This window comes from Pseudoalteromonas sp. S408, assembly GCF_005886645.1.
Classification (GTDB): Bacteria; Pseudomonadota; Gammaproteobacteria; order Enterobacterales; family Alteromonadaceae; genus Pseudoalteromonas.
The window spans coordinates 1-21,496 of sequence record NZ_PNDY01000005.1; the positions used below are offsets into that span (position 1 = coordinate 1).

Genomic DNA, 21,496 nt, shown 5'->3' on the forward strand with positions numbered 1-21,496 from the left:
TTCAAACTTTTCTTTTGCCATCTTAAAAAATTCCTAATTAAGAAATTAAAGCCTGACTCACTATTGAGCCAGACAAGCTAAAATCATATTACAGCGCGAGCTGAAATTATTGTATCTGCAACCTGCTTAGAGGCTTCAGCGTACTTCAAAAACTCCATAGAGTAAGAAGCACGACCTTGAGTTGCAGATCGTAAAGCAGTCGCATAACCGAACATTTCAGACAGTGGAACCTGTGCATTTATTTGCTTAAGTCCACCAAGTGCATCTTCCATGCCCTCGATCATGCCGCGACGACGGTTTAAGTCGCCAACTACATCACCCATGTTTGAGTCAGGAGTGATTACCTCAACCTTCATTAGTGGTTCTAAAAGAACCGGATTTGCTTTAAGCGCACCGTCTCTCATAGCTAATGAACCTGCAATTTTAAATGCCATTTCATTCGAATCTACATCATGGAATGAACCATCATATAAAGTCGCTTTAACGCCAAGTAAAGGATAGCCTGCCAGTACACCTTGAGACATTTGCTCTTGGATACCTTTGTCTACCGCTGGGATGTATTCCTTAGGAACTGATCCACCTACGGTTTCGTTAACGAATTCGTAAATTGGAGAATCATCATCCGAAATATCCATCGGTTCAAGCTTCAACCAAACGTGACCATATTGACCACGACCACCTGATTGACGAATGAACTTTCCTTCAACTTCAACAGTTGAACGAATAGCTTCACGGTATGAAACCTGCGGCTTACCAACGTTACATTCAACACTGAATTCACGTTTCATACGGTCGACGATAATATCTAGGTGAAGTTCACCCATACCAGAAATAATTGTCTGGCCTGATTCTTCGTCGGTTTGTACGCGGAAAGACGGATCTTCAGCCGCTAGTTTACCTAGCGCGATACCCATCTTATCCTGGTCAGCGATTGTGCGAGGCTCAACCGCAACAGAGATAACTGGTTCTGGGAATTCCATACGCTCAAGCGTAATAATTGAATTCGGAGCACACAGCGTCTCACCTGTTGTAACGTCTTTAAGACCAATAGCCGCCGCGATGTCGCCTGCGTAGACTTCTTTGATCTCTTCACGAGAGTTTGAATGCATCTGTACGATACGGCCAAGTCGCTCACGCTTACTTTTAACTGGGTTGTATACCGCGTCACCCTGTTTAACAGTACCAGAGTAAACGCGGAAAAAGGTTAAAGTACCAACAAACGGGTCTGTTGCAATTTTAAATGCAAGTGCAGCAAACGGCGCTTTATCATCAGCTGGACGTTCCTCTTCGGTACCATCTTCTAAGATACCTTGGATTTGTTTAACTTGTTCTGGTGAAGGCATGTATTCAACAACGCCGTCAAGCACAGCTTGAACACCTTTGTTTTTAAATGCGCTTCCACAAGTTACTGGAACAATCTCATTGGCTAATGTGCGTTGGCGTAAAGCATTTTTAATTTCTGCTTCACTTAACTCTTCACCTTCTAAGTATTTGTCCATTAGTTCTTCTGAGGCTTCAGCAGCGCTTTCAACTAAATGAGAGCGCCATTCTTCAGCTGACTCAAGAAGATCTGCCGGTATTGCCTCATATGTGAAAGTCATACCCTGGTCCGCTTCGTTCCAGTTAATCACTTTCATTTTTATAAGGTCAATAACACCTTTAAAGTCGTCCTCAGCGCCTACTGGCAACTGAATTGGAACAGGCGTTGCTCCAAGACGAGATTTCACCTGGCTAACAACAGCTAAAAAGTCAGCGCCCGTGCGATCCATTTTATTTACGAAGATCATTCTCGGAACTTCGTATTTGTTCGCTTGACGCCAAACTGTTTCAGTTTGCGGCTGTACACCAGAAGAAGCACAAAGCACAACTACCGCACCATCAAGTACACGTAAAGAACGCTCTACTTCGATAGTGAAATCTACGTGTCCTGGAGTATCAATAATATTGATACGATGGGCGTCAAATTGAGCGTCCATCCCTTTCCAAAAACACGTTGTTGCAGCAGAAGTGATTGTGATGCCACGCTCTTGTTCCTGCTCCATCCAGTCCATAGTTGCAGCGCCATCATGTACTTCACCGATCTTATGAGAAAGACCTGTGTAGAACAGAACACGTTCTGTTGTGGTGGTTTTGCCTGCATCTACGTGAGCTACTATGCCGATATTACGGTAGCGCTCAAGTGGAGTTGTACGTGCCATATGATCCTCTTAAAGGTTAAGGACAGATTACCAACGGTAATGAGCGAATGCTTTATTCGCTTCAGCCATACGGTGAACGTCTTCACGTTTCTTAACCGCAGTGCCTTTATTATCAGCAGCGTCAACGATTTCTTGAGCTAAACGTAAGCCCATAGATTTTTCGCCACGCTTACGTGCAGCGTCTACTAACCAACGCATACCTAATGCGTTGCGACGAACTGGACGTACTTCAACTGGTACTTGATAAGTTGAACCACCAACACGGCGAGATTTAACCTCAACCTGTGGACGGATGTTATCAAGTGCAGATTCAAAGATTTCTAGGTGCGACTTGCCTGATTTCTCAGCAGCCACGTCTAGCGCACCATAAACAATTTTTTCAGCAGTAGATTTCTTGCCGTCTAACATTACGATGTTAACGAATTTAGCAAGAAGTTCCGATCCGAACTTAGGATCTGGAAGAATTTTACGTTGACCTATTACGCGTCTTCTAGGCATTTTGTATCTCCGGTTTATTCAGGTTTGCTCTTTCGAGTCAATCACCCAAAACAATAATTAATGATATTTAGTGCTTGGCCTTACTAACGGAATACAATTACCCTTTAGGGCGTTTTGCACCGTATTTAGAACGAGCTTGACGACGGTCGCTAACGCCTGCACAGTCAAGTGCACCACGTACAGTGTGAAAACGCACACCTGGTAAATCTTTAACACGACCACCACGGATTAGGATTACACTGTGCTCTTGAAGGTTATGACCTTCACCACCGATGTAAGATGTTACTTCGAAACCGTTAGTTAAACGTACACGAGCTACTTTACGTAACGCTGAGTTTGGTTTCTTAGGTGTAGTTGTATATACACGAGTACATACACCGCGCTTTTGCGGACACGCTTTTAGTGCAGCTGAGTTACTTTTCGTAACCTTGCTACGGCGTGGCTTACGCACTAGCTGGTTAATAGTTGCCATTTAAATAGCTCCTGAAATTAAAATTACTACTGAAAAAAATAAAAAAATCCGCCCTTTATTACTTGCCTGCAATTAGCACACAAGTAAATGGGTGGCGGAATTTTAATGAGCAAAGTTTAACCTGTCAACCTAAACTAATCGTAAGACAGCACTTAACTGCCTTACGATCTCTTAATGCATTGATTAAGAACAGTTTATTGATTTCCAGACAAATCAGCATTTAGTGCATCAGTTAGTGCTTGAGTTGCCTCTTCAGCGCTTACTGTTTGCTCTTCTACTACTTCTTTGCTTTGTTTACGGCGAGCCATACGATCTTGATGATACGCAAAACCGGTACCGGCTGGGATCAAACGACCCACAATTACGTTTTCTTTCAGACCGCGAAGCTCATCGCTCTTACCATTCACTGCTGCATCTGTAAGAACACGTGTTGTTTCTTGGAAAGACGCTGCAGAGATGAAAGATTCTGTCGCTAGTGATGCTTTCGTGATACCCATAAGTTGTATTTCAAACTTCGCTGGGATTTTACCTTGTTTTTCAAGGTCACGATTAGCGATATTAACGCGAGCTACTTCAATTTGCTCACCCGCTAAGAACTCAGTATCACCACCGTGTATAATTGTACATTTACGAATCATCTGACGGATAATTGTTTCAATGTGCTTGTCATTGATCTTAACGCCTTGCAAACGGTAAACCTCTTGCACTTCGTTAACGATGTAGTTAGCAACATGAGTCACACCACGTAAGCGTAAGATGTCATGTGGTGATTCAGGACCATCGGCGATTACTTCACCTTTAGACACTTGCTCACCTTCAAACACGTTAAGTTGACGCCACTTAGGAATCATTTCTTCGTAATGATCGCCTTCTGGTGGAGTAATAACTAAACGCTTCTTACCTTTAGTTTCTTTACCGAAGCTAATAGTACCTGTGATCTCAGCTAAGATAGCTGGCTCTTTAGGTTTACGCGCTTCAAATAAGTCGGCTACGCGTGGTAGACCACCCGTGATATCACGAGTTTTCGAACCTTCTTGTGGAATACGTGCTAACACGTCACCAGGGTTTGCAGTCGCACCATCTGTCACTTCAATAGTAGTGAATGAAGGTAAACGTGTTTCTTGCAGACCGCGCTCTTCACTTTCGATGATAAGCTTAGGTTCTTTAGCATTGGCTTTAGCAAGGTCTTTAACAACAATACGAGTTAAACCGGTTAGTTCATCGGTTTGTGTCTCTGTATTTGAGTCATCGATATCGCTGAACGATACTTTCGATTTGTGCTCAAGAACGATTGGGTGACTATGCGGGTCCCAAGTAGCAACAATGTCGTTACCTTGAACTTCAGCATTGTCTTGCACTGTTAATACCGCACCGTAAGGTACTTTATAACGCTCTTTCTCACGGCCATGACTATCGATGATAGTGATTTCCGTTGAACGAGAAGTAATAACAATCTTACCGTCTGTGTTTAACACATACTTAGCATTGTGAAGTTTTAATGTACCGTTAGTTTTAACTTGTACATTATTTTCAGCTGACGCTCTTGATGCTGCACCACCGATGTGGAAGGTACGCATCGTAAGCTGTGTACCCGGCTCACCGATTGACTGCGCCGCGATAACACCTACAGATTCACCCGCGTTGATGATATGACCACGTGCAAGGTCACGACCATAACACTTAGCACATACACCAAAGTCGTTATCACATGTAATAACTGAGCGCACGCGAACTTCATCTACTGAGTGCTCTTCTAAAAGGTCACACAGTTTTTCGTCAAGCATGATATTACGTTCTACAAGCACTGTGTTAGTACCTGGAATAACGATATCTTCAGCAACAACACGACCAAGAACACGTTCACGAAGTGCTTCTACAACATCACCACCTTCAATAAGCGGTTTCATTGTTAAGCCATCTTCTGTGCCACAGTCGTCTTCGTTGATTACCAAATCTTGCGCAACGTCTACTAAACGACGCGTTAGGTAACCCGAGTTCGCAGTTTTCAGTGCTGTATCGGCTAGACCTTTACGCGCACCGTGCGTTGAGATGAAGTACTGAAGTACGTTTAGACCTTCACGGAAGTTAGCCGTGATTGGTGTCTCGATGATTGAACCATCTGGACGTGCCATTAGACCACGCATACCTGCTAGCTGACGGATCTGAGCGGCACTACCACGAGCACCTGAGTCTGCCATCATAAACACTGAGTTAAATGACGGTTGCTCTACTTCTTCACCTTTCGCGTTGATAACGGTGTCTTTCGACAAGTTAGCCATCATCTCACGTGATAAGTTTTCATTTACACGTGACCAGATATCGATAACTTTGTTGTACTTCTCACCAGCCGTTACAAGACCTGATTGGAATTGTTGGTTGATTTCAGTTACTTCAGCTTCCGCTGATTCAATGATCTGCGCTTTAACCGGTGGGATAACTAAGTCATCGATACCGATAGATACACCAGACTTCATTGCGTAATGGAAACCGGTGTACATAACTTGGTCAGCAAACACAACGGTGTCTTTAAGGCCTAAGCGACGGTAACATTCATTCAACAAGCTAGAAATCTGCTTTTTACCTAGTGGCTGGTTGATTGACTCAAACGGCATACCAGTTGGTAAAATTAGAGACAGAATTGCACGACCTACGGTTGTTTCGATGACCGTTGTAGTATCTTCTACTACACCGTGTTCGTTAGCAACTGACTGGCTAATACGTACTTTCACAATAGCGTGAAGGTCTGCATTACCACTGCGGTATGCCTTTTCTGCTTCTTTAGGATCTTTAAATATTGCGCCTTCGCCTTTTGCGTTGATGCAATCACGGGTCATGTAGTAAAGACCCAATACAACATCCTGTGAAGGAACGATGATTGGCTCACCATTCGCAGGAGATAGAATGTTGTTTGTAGACATCATCAATGCACGTGCTTCAAGCTGTGCTTCGATTGTTAACGGTACGTGTACCGCCATTTGGTCACCATCGAAATCGGCGTTGTACGCCGCACATACTAATGGATGCAAATGAATCGCTTTACCTTCAATAAGCACAGGCTCAAACGCTTGGATACCCAAACGGTGAAGTGTTGGTGCACGGTTAAGTAATACTGGATGTTCACGAATTACTTCGTCTAATACATCCCATACTTCCGCAACTTCACGCTCTACCATTTTCTTAGCAGCTTTAATTGTCGTAGCCATGCCGCGACGCTCTAATTTGCCATAGATAAACGGTTTGAATAACTCAAGTGCCATCTTCTTAGGAAGACCACATTGGTGAAGCTTAAGCGTAGGACCTACTGTGATTACAGAACGGCCAGAGTAATCTACACGCTTACCAAGTAAGTTCTGACGGAAACGACCTTGCTTCCCCTTGATCATATCAGCAAGAGATTTAAGCGGACGCTTGTTAGAACCTGTAATTGCACGACCACGACGACCGTTATCAAGTAGCGCATCTACCGCTTCTTGTAACATACGTTTTTCGTTGCGTACGATAATATCTGGTGCAGCTAAATCTAATAGACGCTTAAGACGGTTATTACGGTTAATAACACGACGGTAAAGGTCATTTAGATCAGATGTTGCAAAACGACCACCGTCTAGTGGTACTAATGGGCGTAGATCAGGTGGCAATACTGGAAGTACTGTCATGATCATCCACTCAGGGTTATTACCTGATTGGTGGAACGATTCCATTAACTTAAGACGTTTAGTGATTTTTTTACGCTTAGTTTCAGAGTTAATTGTTGGTAACTCTTCACGCATCTCAGCAATTAATTGGCCAAGATCAAGTTCACGAAGCAAGTCTAAAACTGCTTCAGCACCCATCTTCGCTTCAAACTCATCACCGTGCTCTTCTAATGCATCTAGGTATTCTTCTTCACCTAGTAACTGACCACGCTCAAGCGTTGTCATACCTGGCTCAGTTACTACGAATGATTCGAAGTAAAGAACACGTTCAATATCACGAAGCGTCATATCTAGCATTAAGCCGATACGTGACGGTAATGATTTTAAAAACCATATATGTGCTACTGGGCTCGCAAGGTCAATATGACCCATACGATCACGACGCACTTTGGTCAGTGTAACTTCAACGCCACACTTCTCACAGATCACACCACGGTGTTTAAGGCGTTTATATTTACCACATAAACACTCATAATCTTTCACTGGGCCGAAAATACGGGCACAGAATAAGCCATCGCGCTCAGGCTTGAAAGTACGGTAGTTAATAGTCTCAGGTTTCTTTACTTCACCGTATGACCATGAACGAACCATGTCTGGTGAAGCAAGACCAATGCGAATTGCATCGAATTCTTCGGTCTTATTTTGTTGCTTCAGAAACTTAAGTAAGTCTTTCACCTTAGCTCTCCTGTCGGAGTTAATCTTGAGGACGGGTAATCTCGTCCCTACATTCTATTCAGCCGTAACAGATGCTGCAGCGTTAACTGCAGCATCTAATTGGCTTAATTTTCTTCCAACTCGATGTTGATACCCAGTGAGCGGATTTCTTTCAACAATACGTTGAACGATTCTGGCATACCTGGTTCCATCTTGTGGTTACCATCAACGATGTTTTTATACATCTTAGTACGACCATTCACGTCATCCGACTTCACTGTTAGCATTTCTTGTAGAGTGTAAGCAGCACCGTAAGCTTCAAGCGCCCATACTTCCATCTCACCAAAACGCTGGCCACCGAACTGTGCTTTACCACCCAGCGGCTGCTGAGTAACAAGGCTGTAAGAACCAGTAGAACGCGCGTGCATCTTATCATCAACCAAGTGGTTAAGTTTAAGCATGTACATGTAACCAACGGTTACTTGACGTTCAAACTGATCGCCAGTACGGCCATCATAAAGTGTAACCTGACCACTTCTAGGGTATCCACCAAGCTCTAGCATGTCTTTGATTTCGCTTTCTTTAGCGCCATCAAATGCAGGAGTAGCGATTGGTAAACCACCTTTTAAGTTTTCAGCTAGGCGACGAATTTCGTCATCAGAGAAACTTGCAATGTCTACAACTTGGCGAGATTCACCAATTTCGTAAGCTTGCTTGATGAATTCACGTAGCTCATGAAGCTCACGTTGCTCTTTCATCATTTCTTCTAAACGCTCACCGATACCACGTGCAGCAAGACCCATATGTGTTTCAAGGATCTGACCGATGTTCATACGCGATGGTACACCTAGTGGATTTAGTACGATATCTACCGTACGACCTTTGTCATCGTATGGCATATCTTCTACTGGTACGATAGTCGAGATAACACCTTTGTTACCATGACGACCCGCCATCTTATCACCCGGTTGGATACGACGTTTAACAGCTAGGTATACTTTAACAATTTTAAGTACGCCTGGTGCTAAGTCATCACCTTGAGTAATTTTACGACGTTTGTTTTCAAACTTCTTATCGTATTCAGCTTTAAGTTCATCGTACTGTGCAGCTAGTTGCTCAAGTTCAGCTTGCTTATCTTCTTCAGCAAGGCTTTGAGTTAATAGTTTTTCAGCATTTAATGACACTAAGTTGTTTTCATCAAAGCCAGCAGCTACAAGTAGCTTGCGAGCGCGTTCTAAAACGCCAGCTTCAAGAATACGGAACTCTTCGTTGAAGTCTTTCTTCGCTTCGCGAAGCTGCATGTCTTCAACTTCTAACGCACGCTTATCTTTTTCAACACCATCACGGGTGAAAACTTGCACGTCAATTACGGTACCAGTTACAGAATTTGGTACACGTAAAGAGCTGTCTTTAACGTCAGATGCTTTTTCGCCGAAGATAGCACGCAGTAGCTTCTCTTCAGGTGTAAGCTGTGTTTCGCCTTTCGGAGTCACTTTACCTACTAGGATATCGCCGCCTTTAACTTCAGCACCAATATAAACAACGCCTGATTCATCAAGCTTGCCTAGTGCAGATTCACCCACATTCGGGATATCTGCAGTGATCTCTTCTGGACCTAATTTAGTATCACGGGCAACACACTGTAGTTCTTGAATGTGGATAGTCGTAAGACGATCTTCTTCAACTACGCGCTCTGATAGTAAGATTGAATCCTCGAAGTTGTAACCGTTCCATGGCATAAATGCCACGCGAAGATTTTGACCAAGGGCTAAGTCACCTAAGTCAGTCGAAGGACCATCTGCTAACACGTCACCACGAGTAACCGGTTCACCAACCATGCACGTTGGTTTTTGGTTAATACATGTATTTTGGTTAGAACGTGTGTATTTGGTTAAGTTGTAGATGTCGATGCCCGCTTCACCAGGGATGCGTTCTTCTTCATGTACGTTTACAACGATGCGACTCGCATCGGCATACATTACTTCACCACCACGTTTTGCAACAATCGTTACACCAGAGTCTTTCGCTAGTGTTAACTCAATACCTGTACCTACTAACGGTTTATCCGCTTTCAATGTTGGTACTGCTTGACGTTGCATGTTTGAACCCATCAATGCGCGGTTAGCATCATCGTGTTCTAGGAACGGGATAAGTGCTGCTGCTACAGAGATCACCTGTTGTGGTGATACATCCATATATTGCTGGTCCATGCGACCCATAAAGGTTGATTCACCTTTGTGACGACATGGAATAAGTTCATCTACAAACTCATTGGTTTCAGTTAAGTTTGAGTTCGCCTGTGCGATAACAAACTGACCTTCTTCAATGGCTGATAAGTAATCAACTTCATCAGTTACTACACCGTCTACCACTTTACGGTAAGGTGTTTCTAAGAAACCATAGTCATTTGTACGTGCGTACGTAGACAATGAGTTAATTAGACCGATGTTTGGACCCTCTGGCGTCTCGATTGGACATACGCGACCGTAGTGAGTTACGTGAACGTCACGTACTTCAAAGCCAGCGCGCTCACGAGTTAGACCGCCCGGACCTAATGCAGAAATACGACGTTTATGCGTAACTTCTGATAGCGGGTTATTTTGGTCCATAAACTGTGATAACTGAGACGAGCCGAAGAACTCTTTAACCGCTGCCGAAATAGGCTTAGCGTTAATAAGATCTTGTGGCATTATCGCGTCAAGGTCACCTAAGCTTAAACGCTCACGTACAGCACGTTCTACACGTACTAGACCAACACGGAATTGGTTCTCAGCCATTTCGCCAACACTACGTATACGACGGTTGCCTAAGTGGTCGATATCATCAACATCGCCTTGACCGTTACGAATAGCAATTAATACCTTCATAACAGACACGATGTCTTCTTTGCTTAATGTGCCTGGGCCTGTGTCAGAATCGTAACCAACACGGCTATTAAACTTCATACGACCAACAGTTGAAAGGTCGTAACGTTCTTCAGAGAAGAACAAGTTTTGGAATAAGGCTTCAGCCGCGTCTTTCGTCGGTGGCTCGCCTGGGCGCATCATGCGATAAATTTCTACTAGTGCTTCTAAACGGTTGCTTGAAGAGTCAATGTTCAATGTATTTGACATGTAAGCACCGCTGTCCACTTCATTAATATACAATGTATCAATGGTAGTGTGACCGGCTTTAACTAATTCAGCCATAAGCTCAAGAGTTAATTCATCATTCGCATTTGCAATAACTTCACCCGTTGATTCATCAACGTAGTTTTTAGAAATAATACGGCCAATGATGTACTCATGAGGTACTTCTAACTGAGTAATGCCTTTTTTCTCGATACTCTTGATGTGACGAGCCGTAACACGACGCCCACTTTCAACAAGTACTTCACCGTCTTCGCCTTTGATATCAAAAGCGGCAGTTTCACCACGTAAACGCGAAGGTACAAGTTCCATAAGAACTTTACCGTCAGCTACTTCAAACGCAGTTGTATCGAAGAAGATATCTAGGATTTCTTCACTAGAGTACTCAAGTGCACGTAATATGATAGACGCCGGTAATTTACGACGACGGTCAATACGTACATATAAGTTATCTTTTGCATCAAATTCGAAGTCTAACCATGAACCACGGTAAGGAATAACGCGTGCGTTATATAATACTTTACCTGATGAATGAGTTTTACCGCGGTCGTTATCAAAGAATACACCAGGGCTACGGTGTAGCTGAGAAACGATAACACGCTCTGTACCATTGATTACAAAGGTACCGGTATCGGTCATGAGCGGAATTTCGCCCATGTAAACTTCTTGCTCTTTAATGTCTTTAACTGTGCCTGGAGCTTCTTTGTCCATAACAACAAGACGCAGTTTCACGCGAAGTGGAGCAGAATAAGTCACACCGCGAATTTGACATTCTTTTACATCGAAAACTGGCTCACCAATACGGTAACTTACGTATTGAAGCTCAGAATTTCCCGAGTAGCTTTTTATAGGGAACACAGAACGGAAGGCAGCTTCCAAACCATGATCGCCATCAGCGTCCGGCACTAAGAATTTTTTAAACGATTCTAACTGTGTAGACAGTAAAAAAGGTATATCCAAAACTTGTGGACGTTTACCAAAATCCTTACGGATACGTTTCTTTTCAGAATAAGAGTAAGCCATGGGGTTCCTCAGCTTGCTGATCTTTGACCCGACCTGTTCTTGTAAGAACAGACTTAACTGGCAGCTATGCCAAGATTTACAACATTTTATTGTTGTTCTAATTAAATCCCTTCTCAACACTAGCAAACTATAAAGCGTTGAAAGTAAAGAAATAATTAGATTTTATTTGCGCTATAAGAGTGCATCACTCCATAGCGCAAAAAGGCCGGTGATTAAATAATCACCAGCCCTTGCCTGATTTCTCAGGCAGCGAACTTAGCGTAAGCTAAATTACTTAACCTCAACTTCAGCACCAGCTTCAGTAAGGTCTTTTGCAAGTGCTTCAGCTTCTTCTTTAGATACACCTTCTTTAACAGGTGTAGGAGCAGCTTCAACAAGTGCTTTAGCTTCTTTAAGGCCAAGGCCTGTAGCGCTACGAACAGCTTTGATTGCAGCAACCTTGTTAGCGCCAGCGCCAGTAAGGATTACGTCAAATTCTGTTTTCTCTTCAGCAGCTTCAGCAGCAGGACCTGCTACCATAGCAGCTGCAGCAGTTACGCCGAATTTTTCTTCCATTGCTTCAACAAGAGCAACAACGTCCATTACTGACATTTCAGCAATTGCGTCAAGGATTTGGTCTTTAGATACAGACATTACAAATTTCCTAATAATTAACGGACTCTAGGTCCAAATAAATTTTACACCGAAAGGATTAAACAACTTAAAATTAAGCAGCTTGCTCTTCTTTCTGTACACGTACTGCTTCAATTGTTTTACACAATTTGCCAGCAGACGCTTCTTTCATAGCACTCATTAAGCGTGCAACAGCTTCGTCGTATGTAGGTAGAGTTGCAAGCATAGCTGCATCTACTACGTTACCTTCAAAAGCGGCCGTTTTAAGCTCAAATTTCTCATTCTTTTTCGCGAAATCTGAAAAGATACGCGCAGCAGCACCAGGGTGCTCTGATGAGAAAGCGATTAAGCTTGGACCAACAAATGAATCAGAAAGACACTCAAAATCTGTTCCTTCAAGAGCACGTTTTGCTAAAGTGTTACGAACAACTTTCATCCATACACCAGCTTCACGAGCTTCTTTACGAAGGGCAGTGATTGCGCCAACTGTTACACCACGAGAATCTGCAACAACTGCAGATAGAGCACCATTGGCTGCTTCGTTGACTTCAGCAACTATTGCTTTTTTGCCTTGAAGATTTAAAGCCATGGGTGTTACTCCTGGTTTAATGGGGTTACCGACAATCGGTTTCCCCTGTTCTACTCTTCCCTACCAAACAAAGGTAGAGATGCTTTTTACGGCGAGAGCCAGAAGGATTAGGAAAAATCTATCTGGGGTCTACACCGTCTACGTAGGTAAAATTAAGGCCTAAGCCGCCTACGGTCTTGGACGGAAGCCCAATTTATCGCTTTGCCAAAGGCGCACCGAAATTATGGACTTCAACCCGAATTCTTTACTTTGCTAATTAATAAATTAATCAACAAAATGGCGCGAAATTATAGTACAAATTTCGTGCCATGTAAACACTAAATTAAGCAACTACTGTGTTTAAAGTAGCTTGGTCAACAGAAACACCTGCGCCCATTGTTGTAGAGATAGTTACTTTTTTCAAGTAAACACCTTTAGCTTGAGAAGGTTTAGCCTTCTTAAGTGCAACAATTAGAGCTTCAAGGTTTTGTTGAAGTTGCTCAGCTGTGAAATCAACCTTACCAATAGTAGTGTGGATGATACCATTTTTGTCATTGCGGTAACGCACTTGACCAGCTTTCGCATTTTTAACTGCTTCTGCAACGTTAGGTGTTACAGTACCAGTTTTAGGGTTTGGCATTAGACCACGTGGACCTAAAATTTGACCTAGTTGACCAACAACACGCATAGCGTCTGGAGATGCAACAACAACGTCAAAATCCATCTCGCCTTTTTTAACTAGCTCAGCAAGATCTTCCATACCAACTAATTCAGCACCGGCTTCTTTCGCAGCTTCTGCGTTAGCGCCTTGTGTGAATACTGCAACGCGAACGTCACGACCAGTACCGTTAGGTAGTACAGTTGCACCACGAACGTTTTGATCAGATTTACGAGCATCGATACCAAGGTTAACAGCAACGTCAACACTTTCTACGAATTTAGCTGTTGCTAACTCTTTTAAAAGAGCAACTGCTTCATTGATTTCGTAATCTTTAGTTACTTCCACTTTTTCGCGGATAGTACGCATACGTTTAGTTAATTTAGCCATTTCTTAGTCCTCTACGTTCAAGCCCATCGCACGCGCAGAACCTGCGATAGTGCGAACCGCTGCGTCCATATCGGCAGCTGTAAGGTCAGTTCGTTTTGTCTCAACAATCTCTTCAAGTTGAGCACGAGTTACTGTGCCTACTTTATCAGTGTTAGGACGGCCTGAGCCTGACTTGATACCAGCAGCTTTCTTAAGTAAGTAAGCAGCAGGTGGCGTTTTCATGTCGAACGTAAATGAACGGTCACCGTAAACAGAGATCACTACAGGAACTGGAGCGCCTTTTTCGATAGATTCTGTACGTGCGTTGAACGCTTTACAGAATTCCATGATGTTTACACCGTGTTGACCTAGTGCAGGACCTACTGGAGGACTAGGGTTAGCCATACCAGCGGCAACTTGTAGCTTGATTAGAGCTTCAACTTTTTTAGCCATTATAAATACCTCATTTGGTGGGTCTTAGCCTTGTGCGCGCGAGGACGCGTACTCTAACGGCTTCCCAGTTTAAAAATTGGTTTCGTACTTTTTGTATAGTAAAAATAAATTTTTACCTTAATACAAAAAGGCCGCTGATTATAAGTTAATCAGCGGCCTTTTTCAAGCTTCGTGCCAAAATTTATAAAAACTCTAGCGAAGCTTTTTTAATCAATTACTTATCTTGTTCAACTTGACCAAACTCAAGTTCAACTGGCGTAGAACGACCAAAAATAAGTACAGATACTTTTACGCGGCTTTTTTCGTAGTCAACTTCTTCAACCACACCACTAAAGTCGGCAAATGGGCCATCAGTAACACGAACAACTTCACCTGGTTCAAATAATGTAGCAGGTTTAGGTGCTTCAGCATTTTCTTGTAAACGGTTAAGAATACGGTCAGCTTCTTTAGAGCTAATTGGCGCTGGACGGTCAGATGTACCACCAATGAAGCCCATTACACGCTCTGTGCTGTTCACTAAGTGCCAGCTAGCGTCATTCATATCCATTTGTACTAATACGTAACCTGGGAAGAATTTACGCTCAGATTTACGCTTTTGGCCAGCGCGCATCTCAACAACTTCTTCAGTTGGTACTAATATTTCACCAAAGCTCTCTTCAAGACCTTCAATTTTAATGTGTTCAGTTAACGTTTGAGCTACACGCTTTTCATAACCAGAAAATGCTTGTACTACGTACCAACGTAATTTAATTTCTTTGTTCTCATCCGACATGGGATCAGATCTCCAATCCAGTTAAAAAGCCAACAGCGCGGAATAAAATGCCATCTAATCCCCAAAGGATAAGTGCCATAATCACGGTTGCAACCATTACAATTAATGTCGTGTGGGTAGTTTCTTGACGCGTTGGCCAAATAACTTTGCGTACTTCAATACGAGCTTCTTTAGCAAAAGCAAGGAAGGTACGTCCCTTAAAAGTTTGTGAGGCAATGGCTAATCCGGCCGCTATTGCAACCACAACGCCGATAGCACGTAGTAATACAGACTGATCTGCATACACATGGTTACCAACAACTGCGCCTGCAAGTAGCGCGATTGCTACTAACCACTTTACTGACTCCATCCCACTTGATGGTGTTTCTACATTCGTGCTCATAATATTATTACCTTAACTACAGACACAACAACCCTACGCGTCGGCAGGGTTAATCCATTAAAATCTAAACTTAAAAACAGACTTATTTAAACCGATTTTTAACCCCAGACTTACTCATATTAGTGAGTAAAGTGGCAGGGGCGGAGAGATTCGAACTCCCAACCGTCGGTTTTGGAGACCGCTGTTCTACCAATTGGAACTACGCCCCTGCAAAGTGGATGCCTATTATACTTACGCAAATCATTTACACAAGCCTAAAAGATACACGCAATGCAAAATCTCGATAAACAATTAAGTCCTTAATAATAAAAAGGCTTAATTAGCCCCTTTAACGAGTGGCACGCCATTATTACCCACAGGAATATAAACCGTTGTATGGTTTGGCGACTCTGCCATTTTTATTTGCGCATTTATGGCTTCATGTTGTAAATAATTAGCCGTAAGCGTAGCGTTAATAATTTTTTGTGCCTGCGCAATCCCCTTCGCTTCTTCGACGCGTATTTCTGCATCTTTTCGCGCAATTTCTTTTTGTGTTTCTTTTTCGGCGAGCAATTGTTGCGCAGCAAGCTTTTTCTCAACCGCATTAGCAACAATGTCAGGATAGTTAATATTACCTACAACCACATTGGCAAGCTTAAAGGGGGTGGTTGATAAATAATTTTGCAAACGCAGTGTGACCTCTAGTGCTATTTTTTCGCGGTTTGTTTTAAGTTCACCACTGTCGTACTTTTGCACGGTATCTCTTACGTAAGTTCTAAACGTTTCACGCACAAAACGTTTGTACCAATTTTCTGCACCATATTGTTCAACAACGGTTTGCACTGAGCCACTTTGAATGGCAATAACAGCGTGAAAATCAAATTTAATGTTCAAATCATCATTAGCTAATATTCTAAATGTTTCGGTGTACGTATTAGGCCGCATATCTATGTTCACCACTTCATTACGCAACAGTGACATACCATAATTAGCAGGCCCTATCATGGTACCTTGGTAACCACCTTCGCCAAATACCCGTGGTTTTTCGTAAACATAACCTTCTTCGCCTGCGGGAGTACTCGGGTTAGTACACGCGGTTAAACCAAATCCAATTACACCGACAACAAAGGCACCTTTAATTAAATTATTAACCAAACTTTGCATCCCTGAATTTCTTGTTCTCATTATTTATCCTTTATTATTTTTCTAATTCTTTATATACATCGCTTAATAGGCTTGAAGCACCAAACCTAAATGTGCTGGCTTGTAGGTAGTCATCGCTCATTATTGAACGGGCTAGTGCTAAATATTCACTGGCATCAGCCACCGTTTTAACACCACCTGCCGCTTTAAAACCCACTCGCTTGCCTGAATTTTTAATGGTGGTTAACATCACCTTAGTTGACTCAAGCGTCGCATTTATAGCGACTTTGCCGGTACTGGTTTTTACAAAATCAGCACCGCCTTTAATGGCCAGTTCGGTCGCTTGGGCAATCAACGCCTCAGTTTTTAGCTCACCGCTTTCTATAATTACTTTTAGCTGAGCTTTGGTACCGCATGCTTTTTTACTTTCAATTACGTAGTTAAGCGCGGTTTGCGTATCCCCTGCAGTTAATTTTTTATAGGGGATAACAAGGTCGATTTCATCGGCACCGCGTTCAATGGCTATGAGAGTTTCGTTAATTACATCGCTTAATGGGGCATCACCTGTCGGAAAGTTAGTCACCGTTGCGACTTTAACGTGGCTAAGCTCTCGTGCAGCAAGCGCTATTTTTGCATCGTCAACAAAATCGCTATATACACATACTGCCGCCGGTGTGCCTAATGTTGGCCTAATGCTATTGATCAAAGTTTGAATGTCTTTTGTAGTGTCGCAGGTGTTTAAGCTAGTTAAATCCATAAGCTTTGCCGCGAGTAATGCGTCTTGTTGTTTTGTCATACGAACTCCCTTGCCCTACTTGGGTCAAATTAATATGCTTTATATTAACAAATTAAAAAAAACTCGCTATAGCTCATAACCAAACACTCTAAGCTTATTATTTTACTTGTAACTGGTCGCAATCCCTTGTTAACTCAGCCTTAGGCTTAAAACCGCCACCCAATATAACTTTTGGTTATATCAACTTGGTTTTAATTATTTTTTACTTACACATAGCCGCTATATTCTTCGCAACAGATTAGAGCGTTTTTATAAAATTGTTTAGGGGTGTTACAAACGTGCAATATTTACCTATCTTTACCAAACTCGACAACAAACCTGTATTGGTTGTTGGCGGTGGAGAGGTCGCATTACGCAAGTGCCGCGCGTTTTTAAAAGCCCGTGCAGATGTCACCTTGGTGGCACCTTGGTTTTGTGACGAGTTAAAAGAACATGCACAACACAACGAAGTCACCCTAATAGATGCTTACTTTGACGAGTCGCACCTAAACGGAAAAATGCTGGTTATTGCTGCAACCGACCGAGACGAAGTGAACAACACAGTGTTTGAGCTTGCCAATGCACGCAATGTGTTTGTAAACGTGGTTGATGACCAACCTAAATGCACATTTATATTCCCTTCAATTGTTGACCGTAACCCTATTACAATTGCGATTTCGAGTGCAGGCACAGCTCCTGTACTGGCACGCCGTTTACGCGAAAAGTTAGAAACATTAATACCACAACATATTGGCCCACTTGCCACACTGGTGGGTGGCTTTAGAGATAAAGTAAAACAGCGCTTTAAGCACTTTTCAGACCGCCGCCAATTTTGGGAAGGCGTGTTCGACTCATCGGTTGTAAGTAAAGTACAAACCGGCGACACCCAAGGCGCAGAGCAACAACTTGAACAAATGCTAGATGCAAAAGCCGAGCCCGAAGGCGAAGTTTATGTGGTAGGTGCCGGCCCTGGCGACCCAGAACTTTTAACCCTTAAAGCGCTTCAACTTATGCAACAGGCCGATGTCGTTGTATATGACTTTTTAGTGTCTGACGAAATTATGGAGCTGGTTCGCCGTGATGCCGACCTAATTTGTGTAGGTAAACGCTTAGGCGATCACAGTGTTGTTCAAGAAGATACTAACCAAATGTTGGTTGACCTCGCTAAACAAGGTAAAAAAGTGTGCCGAATTAAAGGGGGCGATCCCTTTATTTATGGCCGCGGCGGTGAAGAAGTTCAAGTATTGGCTGCCAACAACGTAAATTACCAAATAGTACCGGGAATTACAGCTGCAGCAGGGTGTAGCGCGTATGCAGGTATTCCGCTTACGCATCGCGATCATGCTCAGGCTATTCAATTTGTAACTGGGCATTGTAAAAAAGACGGCCAAGAACTTGATTGGCAATCGCTCGCTAAGCCAAATCAAACGCTTGCTATATACATGGGCGTTATTAAGTCACCGCACATTCAAGCTGAGCTATTGCAACATGGCCGTAAAGCCGACACGCCAGTTGCCGTAATCGAAAATGGTACGCGCAAAAATCAACGTGTAGTAACAGGCCAATTAGATGACCTTGCCGATTTAATTGAACGCAACAGCATTGTATCGCCAGCATTACTTATTATTGGTGAAGTAGCCGCCTTGCACTCGCAACTTGCATGGTTTGGGCAAAACAACCAAACAAGTAGCTATGCGCAACCGTTAACCGATATAGCAAATTAGTAACCAAATTTAACTTTATAACTTTTAATCATTTTAGTAGGACGACTAACAATGGCTTTAACTCATCTTCAGCAACTTGAAGCTGAAAGTATCAAAATCATGCGCGAAGTCGCCGCTGAGTTTGAGAACCCAGTAATGCTTTACTCAATTGGTAAAGACTCGTCGGTACTTTTGCATTTAGCGCGTAAAGCGTTTTACCCTGCAAAAATTCCGTTTCCGTTATTACACGTAGACACCGACTGGAAGTTTCGTGAAATGATTGAATTTCGCGACCGAATAGCAAAAGAGTACGACTTTGATCTACTGGTACACAAAAACCCAGAAGGCTTAGCAATGGGCGTTGGCCCCTTTACTCATGGCTCGGGTAAACATACCGACATAATGAAAACCCAAGGGTTAAAGCAAGCACTTAATAAATACGGTTTTGATGCCGCCTTTGGTGGCGCACGCCGTGATGAAGAAAAATCGCGTGCAAAAGAACGTGTGTACTCGTTCCGCGACAAACACCACCGTTGGGATCCAAAAAACCAGCGTCCAGAGCTTTGGAACACCTACAACAGCCAAGTAAACCCTGGCGAAAGCATTCGTGTATTCCCACTTTCTAACTGGACTGAGCTTGATATTTGGCAATACATTTATCAAGAAAACATCGAAATGGTACCACTTTACTTAGCTAAAGAGCGCCCAGTAGTTGAACGTGACGGCACACTCATTATGGTTGATGACGAACGCATGCCACTTGAAGAAGGCGAAGTACCACAAATGAAATCGGTCCGTTTTCGTACTTTAGGCTGTTACCCACTAACCGGTGCCGTTGAATCTACAGCCAGTACATTAACCGAAATTATTGAAGAAATGCTGCTATCTACGTCATCAGAACGCGAAGGCCGTGTGATTGACCATGACTCAGCAGGCTCAATGGAGAAGAAAAAACGTGAGGGGTATTTCTAATGTCTAGCCAAAATAACGATACATTTAACGAAGTAAAAGAAATAGGCATAGACGCCTACCTAGCACGCCAACAAGACAAAAGCTTATTACGTATGCTTACCTGTGGCAGCGTAGACGACGGTAAATCAACACTGATTGGCCGCCTGTTACACGACAGCCACCAAATTTATGAAGATCAGTTAGCTGCTCTTCACAAAGACAACGAAAAAGTAGGTAATGCAGGTGAAGATCTTGACCTTGCGCTACTCGTAGATGGCCTTCAAGCTGAACGCGAACAAGGCATTACCATTGACGTAGCGTACCGCTATTTTTCAACGGCTAAACGTAAATTTATTATTGCCGACACCCCTGGCCATGAGCAATACACACGCAACATGGTAACGGGTGCATCAACAAGCGATGTTGCCATTATTTTGGTTGATGCGCGTTACGGCGTGCAAGTACAAACCAAGCGCCATAGCTTTATTTGTGACTCGCTAGGTATTAAACAGTTTGTTGTAGCCATTAACAAAATGGATATTGTTGATTTTGACGAAACCGTATATGAACGCATTAAAGCCGATTACCTTAAATTTGCCGAACAGCTAAACGTATCAAACATTAAGTTTGTACCTATGTCGGCGCTTAAAGGCGATAACGTAGTAACGCGTTCTGCGCATACACCTTACTACACCGACAAGCCACTGCTTGAGCTTTTAGAAGACTCACCAGCAGCCGAGACCGATACTGGTTTTGAAGCACGTTTACCTGTGCAATATGTAATACGCCCTAACCTAAACTTTCGTGGTTTTCAGGGCACATTAGCATCGGGCAAACTACAAGTAGGCGACGCTGTAAAAGTATTACCGTCAGGTAAAACTTCAAGCATTAAAGAAATTGTCACCTTTAATGGCAACCTAGACACAGCAGAAGCAGGCCAAGCAATTACTATCACGCTAAATAGCGAAATAGATATTAGCCGCGGCGACGTAATCGTACCGGCAAGCTCAACCGCCGCCGTTACTAATCAGCTTCAAGCTAAAATTGTATGGATGCATGAGTCGCCATTAGTGTTAGGTAAAAACTACAACCTAAAACTAGGCAGTAAAAACACGTCAGCGGTAGTTAAAAAGATTGATCACACCATCGATGTGAACACGCTTGAACACGGCACAGCCGATTCACTGCAGCTAAACGAAATAGCAATTGTAACACTTGAACTAACCGAAACTATTTTGGCCGACGAGTACCACAATAACCACGAAACAGGCTCATTCATTCTAATCGATCGTTTGTCTAACCTAACGGTTGCAGCAGGTATGATTGAACACGTACTGCAAAGCGAGCAAAGCAAAGGCGAGTTTAGTGACTTTGAAGTTGAGTTTAATAGCTTAGTACGCAAGCACTTCCCGCATTGGCAAGCGCTTGATATTTCAAAACTGTAAGTTTATTAATGTCTGTTA

16 protein-coding genes and 1 tRNA gene are annotated in these 21,496 nt (G+C 43.0%); 3 read left to right on the forward strand and 14 right to left on the reverse strand.

What is annotated here, in order from left to right; genetic code table 11:
* Positions 1 to 83: 83 nt before the first annotated feature.
* From fusA to deoC, 14 genes are all read right to left on the reverse strand, one after another.
* Positions 84 to 2,198 carry an elongation factor G gene (gene fusA, locus CWB62_RS05640; protein WP_006791258.1) on the reverse strand — a complete coding sequence of 705 codons (2,115 nt, stop codon included), beginning with the start codon at positions 2,196 to 2,198 and terminating at the stop codon, positions 84 to 86.
* A gap of 27 nt (positions 2,199 to 2,225) precedes the next feature.
* Positions 2,226 to 2,696 (reverse strand): 30S ribosomal protein S7, encoded by a 471-nt coding sequence (gene rpsG, locus CWB62_RS05645; protein WP_004588211.1) that lies wholly within the window; start codon positions 2,694 to 2,696, stop codon positions 2,226 to 2,228.
* Between the two features lie 97 nt (positions 2,697 to 2,793).
* On the reverse strand, positions 2,794 to 3,168 hold the full coding sequence (gene rpsL, locus CWB62_RS05650) for a 30S ribosomal protein S12 (protein WP_002958885.1): 375 nt from the start codon (positions 3,166 to 3,168) through the stop codon (positions 2,794 to 2,796).
* Positions 3,169 to 3,362: 194 nt separating this feature from the next.
* Positions 3,363 to 7,538: a DNA-directed RNA polymerase subunit beta' gene (gene rpoC, locus CWB62_RS05655; RefSeq protein WP_138527315.1), complete on the reverse strand. Its 4,176-nt coding sequence runs from the start codon at positions 7,536 to 7,538 to the stop codon at positions 3,363 to 3,365.
* Positions 7,539 to 7,642: 104 nt separating this feature from the next.
* A complete protein-coding gene (rpoB, locus tag CWB62_RS05660; protein ID WP_058405991.1) occupies positions 7,643 to 11,668 on the reverse strand; it encodes a DNA-directed RNA polymerase subunit beta in 4,026 nt (1,341 codons plus the stop codon).
* A 270-nt stretch (positions 11,669 to 11,938) separates the two neighbouring features.
* Positions 11,939 to 12,301, reverse strand: coding sequence for a 50S ribosomal protein L7/L12 (rplL, locus tag CWB62_RS05665; RefSeq protein WP_006791261.1), 363 nt, complete (start codon positions 12,299 to 12,301; stop codon positions 11,939 to 11,941).
* 73 nt (positions 12,302 to 12,374) lie between these two features.
* On the reverse strand, positions 12,375 to 12,869 hold the full coding sequence (gene rplJ, locus CWB62_RS05670) for a 50S ribosomal protein L10 (protein WP_054206867.1): 495 nt from the start codon (positions 12,867 to 12,869) through the stop codon (positions 12,375 to 12,377).
* A gap of 322 nt (positions 12,870 to 13,191) precedes the next feature.
* The gene (gene rplA, locus CWB62_RS05675; protein WP_006791263.1) at positions 13,192 to 13,896 is read right to left on the reverse strand and encodes a 50S ribosomal protein L1; all 705 of its coding nucleotides are present in this window, start codon (positions 13,894 to 13,896) and stop codon (positions 13,192 to 13,194) included.
* 3 nt (positions 13,897 to 13,899) lie between these two features.
* Positions 13,900 to 14,328 carry a 50S ribosomal protein L11 gene (gene rplK / locus CWB62_RS05680; RefSeq protein WP_002958879.1) on the reverse strand — a complete coding sequence of 143 codons (429 nt, stop codon included), beginning with the start codon at positions 14,326 to 14,328 and terminating at the stop codon, positions 13,900 to 13,902.
* Between the two features lie 214 nt (positions 14,329 to 14,542).
* Positions 14,543 to 15,100, reverse strand: coding sequence for a transcription termination/antitermination protein NusG (gene nusG / locus CWB62_RS05685; RefSeq protein WP_006791264.1), 558 nt, complete (start codon positions 15,098 to 15,100; stop codon positions 14,543 to 14,545).
* A gap of 4 nt (positions 15,101 to 15,104) precedes the next feature.
* Positions 15,105 to 15,482 (reverse strand): preprotein translocase subunit SecE, encoded by a 378-nt coding sequence (secE, locus tag CWB62_RS05690; protein WP_058405990.1) that lies wholly within the window; start codon positions 15,480 to 15,482, stop codon positions 15,105 to 15,107.
* A gap of 132 nt (positions 15,483 to 15,614) precedes the next feature.
* Positions 15,615 to 15,691 (reverse strand) — tRNA-Trp (locus CWB62_RS05695).
* A gap of 106 nt (positions 15,692 to 15,797) precedes the next feature.
* The gene (locus CWB62_RS05700) at positions 15,798 to 16,646 is read right to left on the reverse strand and encodes an SPFH domain-containing protein (RefSeq protein ID WP_138527316.1); all 849 of its coding nucleotides are present in this window, start codon (positions 16,644 to 16,646) and stop codon (positions 15,798 to 15,800) included.
* Positions 16,647 to 16,659: 13 nt separating this feature from the next.
* Positions 16,660 to 17,400 (reverse strand): deoxyribose-phosphate aldolase, encoded by a 741-nt coding sequence (deoC, locus tag CWB62_RS05705; RefSeq protein ID WP_138527317.1) that lies wholly within the window; start codon positions 17,398 to 17,400, stop codon positions 16,660 to 16,662.
* Positions 17,401 to 17,678: 278 nt separating this feature from the next.
* On the opposite strand from deoC, the gene cysG reads away from it, so the two are divergent.
* Genes cysG through cysN form a run of 3 tightly spaced genes read left to right on the forward strand, consistent with a single transcriptional unit; the run spans position 17,679 to position 21,478 of the window.
* The gene (gene cysG, locus CWB62_RS05710; RefSeq protein ID WP_138527318.1) at positions 17,679 to 19,103 is read left to right on the forward strand and encodes a siroheme synthase CysG; all 1,425 of its coding nucleotides are present in this window, start codon (positions 17,679 to 17,681) and stop codon (positions 19,101 to 19,103) included.
* A gap of 51 nt (positions 19,104 to 19,154) precedes the next feature.
* Positions 19,155 to 20,054, forward strand: a complete 900-nt coding sequence (gene cysD / locus CWB62_RS05715) for a sulfate adenylyltransferase subunit CysD (RefSeq protein ID WP_006791269.1) — start codon at positions 19,155 to 19,157, stop codon at positions 20,052 to 20,054.
* Entirely contained in the window at positions 20,054 to 21,478 is a 1,425-nt protein-coding gene (cysN, locus tag CWB62_RS05720) for a sulfate adenylyltransferase subunit CysN (protein WP_058405987.1), read from the forward strand. The genes cysD and cysN overlap by 1 nt, the downstream gene beginning before the upstream one ends.
* Positions 21,479 to 21,496 lie beyond the last annotated feature (18 nt).

Coding starts and splice junctions, on each gene's coding strand:
- fusA (WP_006791258.1), bottom strand. CDS start 2,198: ATGGCACGTACAACTCCACTTGAGCGCTACCGTAATATCGGCATAGTA.
- rpsG (WP_004588211.1), bottom strand. CDS start 2,696: ATGCCTAGAAGACGCGTAATAGGTCAACGTAAAATTCTTCCAGATCCT.
- rpsL (WP_002958885.1), bottom strand. CDS start 3,168: ATGGCAACTATTAACCAGCTAGTGCGTAAGCCACGCCGTAGCAAGGTT.
- rpoB (WP_058405991.1), bottom strand. CDS start 11,668: ATGGCTTACTCTTATTCTGAAAAGAAACGTATCCGTAAGGATTTTGGT.
- rplL (WP_006791261.1), bottom strand. CDS start 12,301: ATGTCTGTATCTAAAGACCAAATCCTTGACGCAATTGCTGAAATGTCA.
- rplJ (WP_054206867.1), bottom strand. CDS start 12,869: ATGGCTTTAAATCTTCAAGGCAAAAAAGCAATAGTTGCTGAAGTCAAC.
- rplA (WP_006791263.1), bottom strand. CDS start 13,896: ATGGCTAAATTAACTAAACGTATGCGTACTATCCGCGAAAAAGTGGAA.
- rplK (WP_002958879.1), bottom strand. CDS start 14,328: ATGGCTAAAAAAGTTGAAGCTCTAATCAAGCTACAAGTTGCCGCTGGT.
- nusG (WP_006791264.1), bottom strand. CDS start 15,100: ATGTCGGATGAGAACAAAGAAATTAAATTACGTTGGTACGTAGTACAA.
- secE (WP_058405990.1), bottom strand. CDS start 15,482: ATGAGCACGAATGTAGAAACACCATCAAGTGGGATGGAGTCAGTAAAG.
- CWB62_RS05700 (WP_138527316.1), bottom strand. CDS start 16,646: ATGAGAACAAGAAATTCAGGGATGCAAAGTTTGGTTAATAATTTAATT.
- deoC (WP_138527317.1), bottom strand. CDS start 17,400: ATGACAAAACAACAAGACGCATTACTCGCGGCAAAGCTTATGGATTTA.
- cysD (WP_006791269.1), top strand. CDS start 19,155: ATGGCTTTAACTCATCTTCAGCAACTTGAAGCTGAAAGTATCAAAATC.
- cysN (WP_058405987.1), top strand. CDS start 20,054: ATGTCTAGCCAAAATAACGATACATTTAACGAAGTAAAAGAAATAGGC.